Source organism: Candidatus Neptunochlamydia sp. REUL1 (genome assembly GCF_963457595.1).
Classification (GTDB): domain Bacteria; phylum Chlamydiota; class Chlamydiia; order Chlamydiales; family Simkaniaceae; genus Neptunichlamydia.
This window is the reverse complement of record NZ_OY735137.1, coordinates 112,765-127,314: the sequence shown is the minus strand read 5'-3', so window position 1 is coordinate 127,314 and position 14,550 is coordinate 112,765. Positions and strand designations below refer to the sequence as shown.

At 42.1% G+C, this 14,550-nt stretch carries 14 protein-coding genes and 1 tRNA gene; 9 read left to right on the top strand and 6 right to left on the bottom strand.

Annotation, left to right across the window (positions count from 1 at the left end; all coding sequences use genetic code 11):
* The first annotated feature begins 336 nt into the window (after positions 1 to 336).
* The 4 genes from R2I63_RS01030 to R2I63_RS01015 all read left to right on the top strand — a co-directional run bounded on the left by R2I63_RS01030 (position 337) and on the right by R2I63_RS01015 (position 2,968).
* Positions 337 to 903: a YkgJ family cysteine cluster protein gene (locus R2I63_RS01030; RefSeq protein ID WP_316357883.1), complete on the top strand. Its 567-nt coding sequence runs from the start codon at positions 337 to 339 to the stop codon at positions 901 to 903.
* A 132-nt stretch (positions 904 to 1,035) separates the two neighbouring features.
* Positions 1,036 to 1,623: a superoxide dismutase gene (locus R2I63_RS01025; protein WP_316357881.1), complete on the top strand. Its 588-nt coding sequence runs from the start codon at positions 1,036 to 1,038 to the stop codon at positions 1,621 to 1,623.
* On the top strand, positions 1,620 to 2,003 hold the full coding sequence (locus R2I63_RS01020) for a hypothetical protein (RefSeq protein ID WP_316357879.1): 384 nt from the start codon (positions 1,620 to 1,622) through the stop codon (positions 2,001 to 2,003). Before R2I63_RS01025 ends, R2I63_RS01020 begins: the two co-directional genes overlap by 4 nt.
* A 62-nt stretch (positions 2,004 to 2,065) precedes the next feature.
* The gene (locus tag R2I63_RS01015; RefSeq protein ID WP_316357876.1) at positions 2,066 to 2,968 is read left to right on the top strand and encodes an alpha/beta hydrolase family protein; all 903 of its coding nucleotides are present in this window, start codon (positions 2,066 to 2,068) and stop codon (positions 2,966 to 2,968) included.
* Here R2I63_RS01015 and R2I63_RS01010 read toward each other — a convergent pair.
* Positions 2,931 to 3,728 (bottom strand): hypothetical protein, encoded by a 798-nt coding sequence (locus R2I63_RS01010; protein WP_316357873.1) that lies wholly within the window; start codon positions 3,726 to 3,728, stop codon positions 2,931 to 2,933. The genes R2I63_RS01015 and R2I63_RS01010 overlap by 38 nt on opposite strands.
* A 614-nt stretch (positions 3,729 to 4,342) precedes the next feature.
* Here R2I63_RS01010 and R2I63_RS01005 point away from each other — a divergent pair.
* Positions 4,343 to 4,699 (top strand): transposase, encoded by a 357-nt coding sequence (locus R2I63_RS01005; RefSeq protein ID WP_316357871.1) that lies wholly within the window; start codon positions 4,343 to 4,345, stop codon positions 4,697 to 4,699.
* 9 nt (positions 4,700 to 4,708) lie between these two features.
* On the opposite strand, the gene R2I63_RS01000 is transcribed toward R2I63_RS01005, so the two are convergent.
* A complete protein-coding gene (locus R2I63_RS01000; protein WP_316357869.1) occupies positions 4,709 to 4,840 on the bottom strand; it encodes a hypothetical protein in 132 nt (43 codons plus the stop codon).
* Between the two features lie 51 nt (positions 4,841 to 4,891).
* Entirely contained in the window at positions 4,892 to 5,143 is a 252-nt protein-coding gene (locus R2I63_RS00995) for a hypothetical protein (protein ID WP_316357867.1), read from the bottom strand.
* 54 nt (positions 5,144 to 5,197) lie between these two features.
* Between R2I63_RS00995 and R2I63_RS00990 the strand changes: the two genes are divergently transcribed.
* Genes R2I63_RS00990 through R2I63_RS00980 form a run of 3 tightly spaced genes read left to right on the top strand, consistent with a single transcriptional unit; the run spans position 5,198 to position 11,103 of the window.
* Positions 5,198 to 6,013, top strand: a complete 816-nt coding sequence (locus R2I63_RS00990) for an HlyD family efflux transporter periplasmic adaptor subunit (RefSeq protein ID WP_316357866.1) — start codon at positions 5,198 to 5,200, stop codon at positions 6,011 to 6,013.
* A 10-nt stretch (positions 6,014 to 6,023) separates the two neighbouring features.
* Entirely contained in the window at positions 6,024 to 8,219 is a 2,196-nt protein-coding gene (locus R2I63_RS00985; protein WP_316357865.1) for an NHLP family bacteriocin export ABC transporter peptidase/permease/ATPase subunit, read from the top strand.
* The gene (locus R2I63_RS00980) at positions 8,203 to 11,103 is read left to right on the top strand and encodes an NHLP bacteriocin export ABC transporter permease/ATPase subunit (protein WP_316357864.1); all 2,901 of its coding nucleotides are present in this window, start codon (positions 8,203 to 8,205) and stop codon (positions 11,101 to 11,103) included. The genes R2I63_RS00985 and R2I63_RS00980 overlap by 17 nt, the downstream gene beginning before the upstream one ends.
* Here R2I63_RS00980 and R2I63_RS00975 read toward each other — a convergent pair.
* Together R2I63_RS00975 and R2I63_RS00970 are read right to left on the bottom strand one after the other, a co-directional pair.
* Complete coding sequence (locus R2I63_RS00975; RefSeq protein ID WP_316357862.1) at positions 11,100 to 11,372, bottom strand: hypothetical protein; 273 nt, start codon at positions 11,370 to 11,372, stop codon at positions 11,100 to 11,102. The genes R2I63_RS00980 and R2I63_RS00975 overlap by 4 nt on opposite strands.
* Positions 11,369 to 12,967, bottom strand: coding sequence for an FAD-dependent monooxygenase (locus R2I63_RS00970; RefSeq protein WP_316357861.1), 1,599 nt, complete (start codon positions 12,965 to 12,967; stop codon positions 11,369 to 11,371). The genes R2I63_RS00975 and R2I63_RS00970 overlap by 4 nt, the downstream gene beginning before the upstream one ends.
* 115 nt (positions 12,968 to 13,082) lie before the next feature.
* Between R2I63_RS00970 and R2I63_RS00965 the strand changes: the two genes are divergently transcribed.
* Positions 13,083 to 13,164, top strand: a tRNA-Leu gene (locus tag R2I63_RS00965).
* A gap of 416 nt (positions 13,165 to 13,580) precedes the next feature.
* On the opposite strand, the gene R2I63_RS00960 is transcribed toward R2I63_RS00965, so the two are convergent.
* Positions 13,581 to 14,435 carry a hypothetical protein gene (locus R2I63_RS00960; protein ID WP_316357860.1) on the bottom strand — a complete coding sequence of 285 codons (855 nt, stop codon included), beginning with the start codon at positions 14,433 to 14,435 and terminating at the stop codon, positions 13,581 to 13,583.
* Between the last annotated feature and the right edge of the window lie 115 nt (positions 14,436 to 14,550).

The following is a 14,550-nucleotide window of genomic DNA, read 5'->3' as shown; positions in this document are numbered from 1 at the left end:
GATGTCCTTGTAGCGCACTTCTTCTTCTGTTTGTTCGCTAGACTGAATGGTTAGAAATTCAACCATTGCTCCAAGGTCCTTAGATTTAAGTATTTTTTCCTCAAACCCCATGATATTCCCCCAATGTTTTATGTTATTTTTAAATAGTTAACATGTAATGTTATATAATAAAATATAATTTACCCCCAACAGGAAAATAGTAATTGTTTTTTGCATAATTCAATGGCGAGTGCCAGCTCTCAAAACGATTCAGAAGCTTTTAAGGCCAAAACTTAGCACTCTCTAAATTGAATTAGCACTTGATCGATTTCTCTGTCAGAGTATACATTAGGTCCCATGTCAGACATTCTCGACGAACTACTCATCCAGGCATCAGATGCCACACAGCAGCCACCAGCCCCTGAGGGAGGGATTCTAAGGCAATGGGTCCCAGGTTGGATTAGGTACCCAGTAAAATGCTTTCTAGCCCCCTTTGTTGCAATGGACTGTCACATACAACGCTTTGCTAGAAAGCTTATTCGCCCCCCTTTCAAGCAAGAAGGAGGATGCAAGAAAAGGGGAAACTGCTGCCACTATGTTCTGATCCGTTATTCTCCTTCCCTTATTGGTCGCTTCTTTTTCTTCTGGTATACTCAGTTTCTGGGATTCTACCCTCGTCTTAAAGAACCCCAAAAATATGAAGGAAAACTGATGCACGTGATGGGGTGCCGCTACCTCAAAAAAGATGGCTCTTGTGGTCAATACCGTCTGCGTCCCCTTGTTTGTCGCCAGTGGCCGATGATCGAACATTTTGGATATCCCAGGATTCTTAAGGGATGTGGTTATCGATCAAATCCTCCTTACCCTCCTGAAACTCCCGATAATCTCGAAGGTGGGGATCCTCGTCTCAAAGTTATTCAATAATGCGAGAAAGTTTCGGAGGATACTCTAGGGCGTGCCCTAGTCTCTCTTTCTAACGAGATAAGAGTCATTGAGTAAAAAAAATGATTCAACTAATATGCTCTGTTCGAAACCTACAAAAAGGCGAAAGGAATTATGACATTCAAACAACCTGATCTCCCCTATGACTTAAAAGCACTGGCTCCCTTTGTTTCTGAAGAACAAATGGACTACCATTATAACAAGCATCATGCTGCATATTTCAAGAAGTTGAATGGTCTTGTAGAAGGAAAGCCAGAGGGTGATAAAGATCTAGATATCGTCGTCAAAGAATCAACTGGAGGCGTTTTTAATAATGCTGCTCAAGCATGGAATCATACTTTTTTCTGGAGCTGCATGTCTCCTAATGGTGGTGGAAAGCCGAGTGGAGAGATGCTTAGTGCCATTGAAAGAGACTTCGGGAGTCTGGAGACATTCATGAAAAAATTTTCCGATAGCGCGGCAACGCTCTTTGGATCGGGATGGGCTTGGCTTGCATCAGACGCCCAAGGAAAGCTTGAAATCATGCCTCTAAGTAATGCGGATACGCCTTTAAAGCACGGCAAAACTCCTATTCTTACGTTGGATGTGTGGGAACATGCGTACTATATTGATTATCGCAATGAAAGACCTCGATTCATCGAGCAGTTCCGTGATGTTATCAATTGGGATTTTGTTCTCAAGTGTTACAAAGGACAATCATGACCGATAAGCAAAAACTTCTCCGGCTTCTTGATGATCTGTCCGACAAGCAAAAAGAGGTGAGTCGATGCCATGATTATTACGAGGCTCTTGAAAAGGAAATTGAAAGTAAAAAAGTTGGGTTAGCCAATCCAGAGGATTATGCTGAGCTTGAAAAGATTGTTGCTGCTCTAAACCGTGAATATGAAGCAAAAAGTGATCTTTTGATGGAGGAGCTTAATGAAAGCTTGATCAAGGGGCATGACCTTTCGAAGAAGATTGGAAAAGAAATTGCCCATGATTTTAAAAAGCTTTGGGATTATATGACGCGGTCAATGTGTACAGAAGTTCTGCTCGACCGAGTTTTGCGCGATATTGACTATCTGAAAAAAGAGTTGTCTTAACCCCTTGTCAATATTTTAGGAATTTATTACAAGATGCTTGGATGATTCAGTAAAGATACTTAATGCGAATTCGACAGTCTAAAAGCTCCTTTGTGATGTTCTCGTTTCTTTTCATTTTTGCAGTCTTTATGCCTTTGTTTGGAGAGAATGAGTGCTCGGTTCTTGATATCAAAAGATACAAAGTTCCCGATAGCTTAGAGGTAAGAAACTATGAAGACGTGATTCTGGATTGTGGAAAAAATGGGAAAGCACTTTTCACGGTCAGCCTCCCAGAGAACATTCCACCTGAGGGACTTCCCTGTTTTCTAATTGTTGGGGGACTAAAGACGGGCCGAGAAAGCCTTCAATTCATCCCTGATCATGGGAAGTATGCTCTTATCGCTTATGAATATTCTGACATGCTAAAAAAACTTCACGAAGTGAATGTTCTATGGCATCTTTATACGGTTCGAAAGGCAATGTTAGAAGTTCCTCCTGAGCTGATTGGTATCCTAAAGTATCTTTATGATCAGTCCTGGATTAATGATCAGCCGATTAGCTTAATGGGATATAGTTTTGGTGCAACCTTTATGCCTGTGACTTACGTGAAAGCTCAGGAAGAAGGAATGCATCTAGGCCCAGGAGTATTATGCTATGGAGGGGCGGGAATTTATTGCTTGTTTAAAGCAAATGTTCCTGTAACAAAGTTTTTAAAAGACCCGGTTTCTTCTATGGCAGCAGCAGCCTTTAAACCCATTGATCCTATTCTTTATGCTCCAAGAATGAAAGGTGACTTTTTGATTCTTAATGGAATCTATGATTCACAAATCCCGATGGAATGTGCACAGCGTCTCCAAAATTTGGTCCCAGAACCTAAAACGGTCATCAACCTGAAAACCGAGCACATGCACCCTTCAAACACAGAGCTCAACCTGAGGCTGATCGATATTAGCCGAAAATGGCTTGACGAGAAGCGTAAAAAATAACAATTAAAACTGCCCATTTTTCGAAAAACTTCTTCATGCTCATTGATTCAGATTGTGTTTTCATGTATTCCGCAAGTGTTTTAAGAGCTTGCTCAGGGTTTATTTTTTTCTCAATCTCCGAAACAGAAAGGGTGAATGCTGCTTTCTCTTCAGAACGCCTATCGGATGCAACTGGAATATTTGAGTAGTGCATTTCGATGAAACCTTTAGCGCGCTCGATAAGAGCCAAAGCTCGGTCAGTATTTCCAGCTTCAAATTCCTTGTTTGCTTTTAGCAATATGTTTGGAACTTGTGATGAGGCATAAAAATACTCTTTTTCAACTGCTCGAGCTTTAGAAAAATCGAGCCACATAATATTGAGGCCAAGATCCCAAAGATAAGGGATATAAAGTGTTGCTGGGGTGTCTTCTGGTGGGTGGATCAAGTGATCAATAACTTTAGAAAATGATTCGTAGTTTTCCCGATAACTTTGGCGGTCGGCTTCTACAACGATCAGGTTAAAGTTTTGAATCCAAGTGGGATAATTTTTTCCGTTTCCCTCTTTTATTGCTTCTAGGAGTTTATTGAGGTTTTTGTAGATTTCCTGATTTTTTTCGGCTCTTGTAACTTCTGCAACACGATGTTTTTCTTCTGCACGCACTTTTTCAAGGGTTTCTCCACTGGGTACCGCAGTATTTGTTGGGATGGTTTTTTTTTCAGGCTCATTTTCAACAGGGATTTCAGTGTAAGGTATTGCTTCTGCGTTGCTTGTTATTTCCATGATTTGTGCTCCTTTGTTAAAGTTAAGGAACTATAAAGTAGTAAGTTTATTTTTTACAACAGTGAGAACTAAGTTTCTCAGATGTTTCATCTAGGAACCGAGCATGGCGGGCTGTTTAACAACCAATGAGTTTATAAAGTGCTATTTTCACGACCATACAAATGATGAACCATGCTCCAATATATAGACAAGACCATCCAACATATTTCCATCCGATTCCAATGAAGTCGCTTGTGTCGAGTCCATAGACCGAAACAAGAGTTCCTATGACTTGAGGGAAGAGGGTTGCAAGGGGAAGAGGGCGCTCAAACAGTTTTCCTGTATTCCCTTTAAGATAGATTGCAAAAGACCTTGAATATCAAAAGCTTGAAAATACAACCTCTCAAACTTATCTAAGGCATCCACCTCTAGTTTCGCGCCATTTGTCCATCAAGTTTCTCTTTAAAAAAATTCCTTAATGGATTGAGGGTTAATTGTTTTCACAATCTTTCGTAAATTAATTATTTTAAGCGGCATAATTTTACACGTATCCTTAATCTACCCCTTGTTGTATGATTCAAGACCTTTTTTGGGAGTATCCACATTTTTTTTGCTTCTATCGAAAAGTAGATGCGTTGGGAATGCCATTGGGATTTATTATTACTGCCGGTCAGCAATCTGATATTGGTCAGGGAGAAGCTCTTTTAGGAAATGATTACTGTGATTTTTTGCTTGCTGGCAGAGGATATGATAGTGATCCATTTAGGAAGGCCTTAGTAGAGAAAGGGATAACTCCAGTAATCCCTGGGAGAAAAAGTAGAAAAGTAACCATTCAGTATGATGAGCACACGTATAAAGAACGAAATGCTGTCGAAAGGTACTTTGGACGCATTAAGGAGTTTCGAAGGGCTACAACACGTTATGATAAAAAAACTTGCATGTTTAAAGGGACTCTCTTGTTCGCTTCGATCATCATATGGTGTAAACTTTGAGGACAGAGCCTAGAGAAAAAAATGAAATTGCTCAAGTAGAGGTGAGAGCCTAAATGAGCCAACGCCTTGTCTTTTTCTTCCAAGAACGAGGAGTTTAACAAGCTCTAGAGTCATGAGTTGTTCTACTGAGAATTCTTTCATTTTAAGACCTACTATTTTGAATTAATAGGTGTATTATATCATTTATTTTAATTAATATCCAGCAACAATATGAATTAATGTCTTATCGGGGATATCTCTAGAGGGTTTTTCGGGGAGAATCAGGTGAAAGGTGTTTGGTGTATTCTCGTGAACTTCAACGGTTTGTGACTCGTTTATTTCGAACCCATTGTCAATGAGGAACTTGTGTGGATCAGCTAAAACGGCTTCTTTCAGACTAGGGTCATCCCAGATTCTTCGAACCAGAGCGGTCCACTTTTTGATGTTTGAGCTGCTATCTTTCATCCTTTTTGTTGTAATTCTTGATTTGATTATTTGCAATTGCTATTAACAAAATTCATGAGCCGAGATATTTTTCGACATGATACGATAGAAAAACTTTCCTCGCCAACACAACTAAGCAAGCTGCTTGTTGTGGTTCGTCTTCGAGGATGGGTTGTTCTTTTTTCCTTATGTGCAATACTCGTTGCAATCGTTGCATGGTCTGTATTAGGACAGATTCCGATTATCACGGCAGGCCAAGGAATCCTTCTTGCTCCTGAAGCACAATTTGCGATAAAGAGTCCTTCTGACGGCGTCGTGAATCAGGTATTTGTTAAGGTGGAGCAAGAGGTGACAGCAGGAACTCCTCTAATGGAACTTAACAGTGGCATCAAAATTTTAGCGCCTCATAGTGGAAAAGTTTTTCAGATTGATTCGGGTCAGGGGGAAGCCGTAAAAGTCGGGGAGGTTCTTCTATGGTTTCAAACAGAAGTATTTCCCAACCAATTGGAGGTGTACGGATTCATCCCCACCCAGGTGGGAGAAAGAATTCAAGTCGGAATGCAGGTGGCTGTTGATCTTAATGCGGTTGACAGACAGAAGTATGGGCAGCTTATGGGAAAGGTTAAACAGGTTGCTCCCTACGCCGTTTCGGCGACTTCCGATCAACTTAAAGTCATCCCTTCTGAAAAGGCGCGAGAAGATTTAACTAAAGGAGCAACTGTAGAGCTAGTTATTATTCAACCTAGTCTTGATCCAAATAACAAATCAGGGATCAGATGGAGTTTTGGAAAAGGGCCTCCTGACCGGTTAAGTCCTGGCTCAACAGGCACGGTTCGTGTGACGATTGAGAACAAGCGGCCAATTTCCTACCTAATCCCTATTGTAGCATGAGGTATGAGTAGTGGAGCAGACGATTCCTCGCCCAACCACATTATGGAGAGTTCACACCCCGACAGTGATTCAAATGGAGAATGTCGAATGTGGAGCGGCGTGCCTTTCAATGCTACTTTCCTATTATGGAAAACATGTTCCGCTGGAAGATCTACGAATCGAGTGCGGTGTTTCAAGGGATGGAAGTAATGCATTTAATCTACTAAATGCAGCAAAAAATTTTGGCCTAGAGGGAAAAGGGCATCGAGAAGGGCTTCAAGAGCTTTATGAAACCGACAAACCTGCGATTCTCTTTTGGGATTATAATCATTTTGTTGTTCTTGAGGGATTTGGGAAAAAATGCGTTTACCTTAACGATCCTGCCTTTGGTCCTCGGAAAGTGACGTATGAAGAGTTTGATGAAGCTTATACAGGAGTTGTCCTGCATTTTCATCGGAGTTCTTTTTTTGAAAAAGGGGGGAAGCAACCCAGTGTTTTTGGGGATATGAAACATCGTCTTCGTGGGGTCAAAAGGTCTCTCCTCTACGTTTTAATCGCAGGACTTTGTCTGCTCATTCCCGGTCTAGGAGTTCCCGTTTTTACACGAATCTTTATTGATAATATCTTGGTGACGAATGTTCTTCCATGGAAAGGGCAGTTTTTATTTGCAATTTTTTGTGCGATGACCCTTGCAGGAGTTTTAACCTGGCTTCAGCAATACTTCTTAAATCGTCTGAATGCAAAAATGGCGATTCATTTTTCGAGTGATTTTTTATGGCACATCTTGCGCCTCCCCGTTTCATTTTATTATCAGAGGTTTCCTGCGGAAATTGCAAACCGTGTAGGGCAAAACAATCTTGTTGTCCAGATGATGACTGAGGCTTTAGCAACGCCTACTATCCAGATGATCCTGGTCATTTTCTATGGAATTGTGATGTTTATGTATGACTTTTCTGTAGCGTTTATTGGAGTTCTGGCAGGGCTAGGGAGTCTTGTTGTGATGCGTCTAGTTCAAAGAGCGCGGACAGATACTTACGCTCGCCTCCAAAAAGAGCAGTCAATTGTCACCGCAAATTCAGTCGGGGTGATCCAACAAATAGAGACCATTAAGGCTACAGGAACCGAAAGTGATGCTTTTGCTGCTTTTGCAGGCTTTGATACGAGAAAAATTAACTCGCTCCAAGAAATCAGCCGAAAGGACGCCATTTTAACGACCTCACCCATCCTATTTCAGGGGCTTGCTCAAGCGGCTCTTTTGGGAATTGGTGGATGGCGGACCATGCAAGGGAGTTTGACAATTGGGACTTTGATGGCTCTTCAAATGCTTTTGATTAGCTTCATTACCCCCATTGTCAATTTTGTAAACTTTGGACAGACAATCCAATTTCTTAAGGTAGAGCTTATTCGTCTCAATGATGTTTTAAAGAACCCTATTGATCGTATTTATTCTAAAAAAACGGCTGGGAAGTCAGATAAACCTAAGCTTGATGGTTATTTAGAGTTTAAGAATGTCACCTTCGGATATAGCCCTTTGGCGCCTCCTTTAATTGAAAAACTCAATATCAAAATTCGCCCAGGCCAACGAGTGGCTCTTGTTGGTCCCTCAGGGTGTGGAAAGTCCACAGTTTCAAAACTCTCGACAGGATTGATCAAGCCTTGGGAAGGTGAGATTCTCTATGATGGGAAACCCATTATGGAGCAATCTCAAGAGATCATGCAACGCTCACTCACAAGTGTTGATCAAGAGATTTTCCTCTTTAGTGGAACGGTTCGAGACAATATTACGCTGTGGGATACCACTGTTCCTGATGAAGTGTTGATTAAAGCAGCGCAAGATGCTTGTATTCATAACGATATTTTAGAGCGTCCCGAAGGGTATGATACTAAGCTTATCGAAGGAGGAAGAAACCTTAGTGGTGGGCAGCGACAAAGGGTAGAAATCGCGCGTGCTCTCCTTGTCAGCCCTTCTATTGTGATTATGGATGAAGCCACAAGTGCTCTCGACTCTAGTACCGAAAAGCTCGTCATGAATCACATTCGGAAAAGAGGGTGTTCGGCGATCATGGTTGCTCACCGCTTAAGTACTATCCAAGATTGTGATGAGATTATTGTCCTTGAGAATGGGAAAGTCGTTGAAAGAGGGACGCATGAAGAATTAAAAAAATTGGGTGGAGTCTACAACCAACTGATTGAGAGTGAGACGGGGGATAATGGAAGCCTTGTTTAAAGAGCATGGGGAGAAGATTGAGGCTCCAGCAAATTTTCGCCTTTCTCTCCAAAAAAAAGGGACCGTTTGGTTTCTGGAAAAAGGAGCCATGATCTTTTTTGCCGTGCAAAAAAAAGAAGGGCACGAGGGTCGAAGAACGCTTCTTTCAACCGTTCAATCGGGGCGTCTTCTCTTTGATATGGAAGAGCAAGAAAATGTTCCTTTTGAGATCTTTGCTTTCAGTGAAGAACCTGTTGTTATTTGGGAAATAAAAGTGGATACTTTTGAAGGGAAGCTTAAAAACTCTTCGTACAATCAAGAGGCCTTTTCCCCTCTATTAGAACATTATCTGAACCAATTTGGTCATTTTGTGTTTTCTCCAATTGAACTCCGTCCCAAACACTGGATTCTTGAAGGAGGAATTGGTGTTGAAAAAGGGGAGACATTTACAATTAAAATCAGTGAGATTCCAACCGAAAAGGAGCGGGTAGTTTGGCTTACTCCAAAAGAAGGGGAATACAAGCTTCTTGGACCTCACGAGGTAAAGTTTTCTCAGAAGAACTTTCCTCTTCTTCCCCACCTCTATTTTCTATCTTTAGAAAAGACAACGCTGCAGGCAAAAAGTACTTCTGAAGTTATTAGCTCCGAATGCTGGCTAGAAGGACTCAGTCATTTTCATCACTTTATAGGAAACTATCTTGTCTACAAAAGAGCTTTCTTGGATCAAGAAGAATTCAAACGTTTTGAGGAGAAGGAGAGACTTCAGAAGGAGACCCTTCATGAAACGCTAACCGAGATGGTAGGGGTTCTTAAGAGCCATGAAGATGAAGAAATTGTAACCGGTACGAATCCACTCATTCAAGCTGCTGAAATCGTCTTTAGGAAACAGGGGATTAAATTTACCGCTCCCGAAAGGAACTTGGGCGGAGAACTCAAAAATAAGGTGGCAAAAATTGCAGAAGGTTCCGAAGCGCGGATGCGAGGTGTTCAATTAGGTGCTCTTTGGTGGAAATGCGATTCCGGCCCCCTTCTTGCCTTCTATGGAAAAGAGCGTCACCCCGTTGCCCTGTATTTAAATCGATGGGGAAAATATGAGATGATTGACCCAATAAGGGGGAAAAAACGAAAGATTACCGGAAGCATTGCTCGGAGTATTGCTTTGGATGCCTATAGTTTTTACAAGGCGATTCCAGATGAGATTCATAATGGAAAAGAGGCCCTTTTCTATTACTTTAAGGAAAATAAAATGGAGTTCATCAAGCTCCTGGGGTATGGCTTAATTGCAGCCATTTTCTCTCTTTCCCCCCCTATTGGGATCTCCTTTATTTTTAACAGCGCTATTCCCAATGCCAATGCCGGCTTGCTCATGCAAATCACTCTAGGGCTGATTGCAGCGGCAGCAAGTGCGGCACTTTTTATCTATTTTCGCTCTCTTATCTTAGGACGCATCGATGGAAAGTTAAGCTCCAGCTTGCAACCGGCCATTTGGGACCGACTTCTGAAGCTCCCCGCAAATTTTTTTAGGCGCTTTACAGCAGGGGATCTCTTGCAAAGAGCTATGACCATGGAGCAGATGAGACCTCTTCTAAGTAGTAACATTTCCCAAGCCATCTTGACAGGAGTCTTTGCTGTTCTCTACTTGGTTACCATGGTTATCTATTCTCCAAGACTAACCGTAATAGGCGTTATTTTTCTTATGGTTGCGATTTCTCTTACCGTTCTTCTAGCTCGCTGGAAGATTAGGGTGCAGAGGAAAGTTTATGAGATGCAAGGGAAAATCAATGGTGCTTTAGTACAAATCTTATCAGGCATTGCAAAGCTCCGTGTTGCAGGAGCAGAAAACAATGCTTTTTCCTATTGGGCAAAGCAATTTTCAAAATCAAAATCTCTTGAGATGTCAGCCCAAAATATTCAGAACATTATTACGACTTGTATGGCAGCTTTCCCCCATTTATCGATTATTCTGATTTTTGGAGCTGTGATGCGAATGGAAGAGATGGGGTCTCTTTCAATTGGGGACTTTCTAGCCTTCAATACAGCCTATATGACCCTTTCGATGGCTGTATTCTCAATGAGTAGCATTGTTATGCAAGCGGCTGCCATTGTTCCTCTTTGGAAGCGGTCCCATGTGATTATTGAAGAACCACAAGAACTCCTTATGAAAAAACCAAATCCAGGAAAGCTCACAGGAGATATTCGCCTTGACCATGTATCGTTTAGCTACGAAGAAGAAGGCACTTCGATTCTAAATGATGTTTCTATTCGACTTGCACCAAGAGAAATGATTGGAATTGTAGGCCCTTCTGGAAGCGGAAAATCCACGCTAATTCGGATGATTCTTGGTTTTGAAACACCTCGATCTGGTGCCGTCTATTTTAATGGAAAAGATCTTTCCCATCTCAACCTAAGTGAAGTAAGAAAGCAAATGGGTGTGGTTCTTCAAGGGGGCGGTATCATTGCTGGGACTCTCTATCAAAACATCGTTGCTGGAGGGCAATATACAGAAGAAGAAATCGACAGAGCCATTACGCTAGCTAGTTTTAAAAAAGATCTCGAAAACTTCCCGATGGGACTCCATACCGTTGTGCCTATGAATGGGGAAACCCTCTCTGGAGGGCAAAAACAGCGTCTCCTTATTACCCGGGCACTCCTTCCAAATCCCAAGATTCTCCTGCTTGATGAAGCAACGAGCGCTCTTGATAACAACTCTCAAGAAGAAATCACCCAAAATATTGATCAGCTCGATATCTCGCGCATCGTCATTGCCCACCGCCTTAGTACCATCAAGAATGCCGATCGGATTTATGTGCTTGAAAAAGGAGAAGTGACGCAAACGGGTTCTTTTGAGAGCTTAAGTAATGAGTCTGGGCTTTTCGTCGAGATGCTTAAACGTCAAAAACTTTAATCAATACCGCGAAGCGTGGAGAGCACTTGCTGCACAGCATAAGGTTCTAATGTTGAAGGGCTTTGGGTGATTTCTTCAAGCTGTTCTAGGGAGCCTTGAAGCTGTGGAGTGAGTGGGATTTTTTCCTTAATTTTTTCCAAAAGAAATTGGCACGTTTCCTGTTCATAGGAGAGGGATGTACTAAGAAGCATCTGGGAAAGGGAGTCGATATTTTCACTGACGGAGGGAGAAAATTGTGGAGGATGATTTGAATCGTTTGGGATCATCATGAGATAAACACCTTTTTCATATAAGTTTCAAACCCCTTTTGATCAAGAGGTTCCTGGATCATTCCGACATATCCATCAGGGCGGACAAGAAGGGCTGTAGCTTTTGAAATGCCATAGTGAGTGTGAGCGGAAGGCTCTAGATCAAGAAGACATTGTTCTTTTTCTATGCAATGGGTTAAATTGCTTTCATTGCGGTAAATAAAATAGGGGCGGATTTGCGGGTGTTTAATCGAATAGAACTCGCCAAGACCTTTTAGCTCCTTTTCTGTAGGCTTTTTTCCACTAAAGAGAAGGAGAGTATGATGCGTTCCTTGAAGCAATTCAAAGAGACGGATTTCTTTTTCCCCTTGTTTTACAAGGTGATCTGGGGCTCTTCCACCAACCTTAACTTCAGTGGGAGGATGGTCCTTTGTCTCGTTAACAATGATCGGATTTTGCTTATAGCTCAAGTAAATTTGAGAGAAGCGTTTAGGGAGTTGTTTTGTTAACCCTTCAAAATTTCCAGCAACACTTATGAATGTATCACGCATAAAAGAAAGAGCAGAGTTTTTCACCGTCATCATCTTTGTGATCTTATCGGTAATTGCTAGGACCTCTTTAGCAATAGGATGACGCTCTTCATGGTAGGTTTTAAGGATTTCTTCATGGCTTTCCCCCTTCATGACGAGGGCGAGTTTCCAAGCAAGATTATATGCATCTTGAATTCCTGTGTTCATTCCTTGTCCACCAGCAGGACTATGGAGGTGGGCTGCATCTCCAGCTAATAAGACTCTTCCCGTTTTATAAGAGGTTACCTGCCTATAATGGATCACAAAAGTGCCAATATCTGCAGGTTCCACGAATTTAATTTCGGGAGAGACCCTTTCTTGCAGTCTTTGAAGAGCCAGATCAAAGGTAGGAGGAGACTCATCTCCCTCTTGTCTTTCAATCGTGATACGCGAGCGCTTATGAGGAAGAGGAAAAATAGCAATGAGTCCATTTTCATGAGGAAAAAGATTCATTTCTTGCGAATCATAATTCCAATCGAGTTTGGCATCCAGAATGAGCCAGTTTATCGGATATTCAGAACCAGGAAAGGGAGTGTTAGTAAGTTTTCTGCAAGCACTACGCGCACCATCACACCCAACAACATAAGCAAATTCATCGGGGACCAAGCCACTTTCTCCTCGCTTAAGCATCACATCGACGTGAGAATCATGCATTTCTATGTTGTTGAGCTCCGTTTCTCTTTGAACCTTGCCTCCAAGACGCTCAAGTTCGCGGAGCAAAATTGTTTCCGTCTGACTTTGAGGCAGGTCGATGATAAAGCAATAAGGAGTATCGAATCCCTCATAGACGGCATGGATGAGTCGGCTATTTCCAGAGTAAAGGTTAATTCCAGTGACTTTTACCCCTTGTTTTAAGAACTCAGGGAGGATTCCCATATCTTCAAAAACCTCAAGCGTGCGAGGCTGAATCCCTGCTGCGCGGGAGTCTTTTGCTTGAATGGCGCTTTTATCAACGATGCGAAACTTCACCCCAAGCCGGGCGAGTTGAATTCCCATTGTAAGTCCGACAGGCCCTGCTCCGACCACTAACACTTCATCTCTAGCCATATTTCCTTCTTAAAGCATTCAAGAAAAAAATGCGAGCCTCTATCCTCCAAGCAAGTCCCTTTTCTTTCTTGACGAAAACCTCTCAAAAAGATTAAATTAAAGCACTATATCACCTGCCCAGGTGGTGGAATTGGTAGACACGCCAGATTTAGGTTCTGGTGCCGCAAGGTGTGGAGGTTCGAGTCCTCTCCTGGGCAACTTTTCAAGACAAATTCAACAAAGATTATTAAATAGGTTGTGGTGCCCGGATCGCATTTTGCTGAACTTTTGCGACTAATGCACAAGATTTCTAATCAGGATCGCCTTGCGCAAGTGGGAATGCATGTCTTTAGACATGGTGAGCACGAGCAAGGATGAGGCTGAAAGAAAGATGGTGCAGGAGGAGTAAAAGGGGAGTGAAATGAGAGACAGAGGTGTGGAGGTTCGAGTCCTCTCCTGGGCAACTCTTTAAAAAAAATCCACTTAAAAACAATCAAATGAGTTTTGCTGTTAATGGTTGTTTGTTTTGATCAATAAGCAAAAAGAAGTGGAGATAAAAAAAGAGGGCCTGAAGAGGCCCCCAATAATATAAGAATTATGCGATTCCCTGAGCACGCATTTGAGCAATGATTTGTTATTCGCTCATAATCATGCGGCCTTGACCTTGGATTCGTGCAGCTCTCTGCATCCAGGGGTTTTGCAAGTGTCTATCCATTTTTTCTTGTGCTGAGAGGCTAAAGTCCTGTTCAATCATCTGAGCTTTTCCCTCATAGATTTCAATAGAGAGTCCATAGCCAAAACTTTTAGCCAAACCGATATCTAAAGGAGTCAGTACGGCAAAAATGTAAGTTTTGCGGTATTTACCAAAAGAGGTTTTCTTATAAAGAGCTGTAAGAGCAATCACAGAAATAAGGTAAATCCCAATCTTAGGCTTGGAATAATTATTACTTTTTTGTGTTTCAATATGCTCTTTGACTCGTGCAATAAAATGAGGGGCTCTATGATCGCTTGGCCAATTTTTGGCTTTTAGTATACGTAAAGCACAGGTTCCGATCCGGCCGGCTTGTTCCAAACTGCTTTGGAATGCGAAAAGATTATTAAACCAACCTCGATCCAAAATCATCACATTACTTGGCTCTGTGTCGACAATAAAGATCTTCCGATTTCCTGCCTCTGTTAAATCATCTGCTCTTCCTAAACGAACATTTGAAAAAGTAGCGTCTGCAAGGCCTGCTTTTGTAACAAGAGAGACGAGCTTATCAGCAAGAGCTTCTTGTTCTTGTTTTGACATTCCATCAATTGCATCAATGGTTTCTTCCCAAGTCAAGCAGTTCACTTTTTCAGCAACGATTACGAACCTTTGATCAATGGGCAAGGACTCATCTTGTAGTCGTCCTGGCTGGATTTCACACAGTTCTTTTTGTGGAAGAGTGACTCCATCAAACTCCTCTGGATTTTCGGCGCAGATCTGGCGAATACGATCTACCATTGCGATCCGCAAAAGAGAGCAGTAGGGATCGAGCTCGAAAAAGTCTCCAGAAAAAGGGATGGGTGCGCCTCCGGCAACCTGGTCGTCTGGCTTCCGTTTCCCAGCGTGCTTTACA

Bases quoted from the DNA above. Each gene is read 5' to 3' on its own strand.
- R2I63_RS01030 (WP_316357883.1), top strand. From the start codon at position 337: ATGTCAGACATTCTCGACGAACTACTCATCCAGGCATCAGATGCCACA.
- R2I63_RS01025 (WP_316357881.1), top strand. From the start codon at position 1,036: ATGACATTCAAACAACCTGATCTCCCCTATGACTTAAAAGCACTGGCT.
- R2I63_RS01020 (WP_316357879.1), top strand. From the start codon at position 1,620: ATGACCGATAAGCAAAAACTTCTCCGGCTTCTTGATGATCTGTCCGAC.
- R2I63_RS01015 (WP_316357876.1), top strand. From the start codon at position 2,066: ATGCGAATTCGACAGTCTAAAAGCTCCTTTGTGATGTTCTCGTTTCTT.
- R2I63_RS01010 (WP_316357873.1), bottom strand. From the start codon at position 3,728: ATGGAAATAACAAGCAACGCAGAAGCAATACCTTACACTGAAATCCCT.
- R2I63_RS01000 (WP_316357869.1), bottom strand. From the start codon at position 4,840: ATGAAAGAATTCTCAGTAGAACAACTCATGACTCTAGAGCTTGTTAAA.
- R2I63_RS00995 (WP_316357867.1), bottom strand. From the start codon at position 5,143: ATGAAAGATAGCAGCTCAAACATCAAAAAGTGGACCGCTCTGGTTCGA.
- R2I63_RS00990 (WP_316357866.1), top strand. From the start codon at position 5,198: ATGAGCCGAGATATTTTTCGACATGATACGATAGAAAAACTTTCCTCG.
- R2I63_RS00980 (WP_316357864.1), top strand. From the start codon at position 8,203: ATGGAAGCCTTGTTTAAAGAGCATGGGGAGAAGATTGAGGCTCCAGCA.
- R2I63_RS00975 (WP_316357862.1), bottom strand. From the start codon at position 11,372: ATGATGATCCCAAACGATTCAAATCATCCTCCACAATTTTCTCCCTCC.
- R2I63_RS00970 (WP_316357861.1), bottom strand. From the start codon at position 12,967: ATGGCTAGAGATGAAGTGTTAGTGGTCGGAGCAGGGCCTGTCGGACTT.
- R2I63_RS00960 (WP_316357860.1), bottom strand. From the start codon at position 14,435: ATGGTAGATCGTATTCGCCAGATCTGCGCCGAAAATCCAGAGGAGTTT.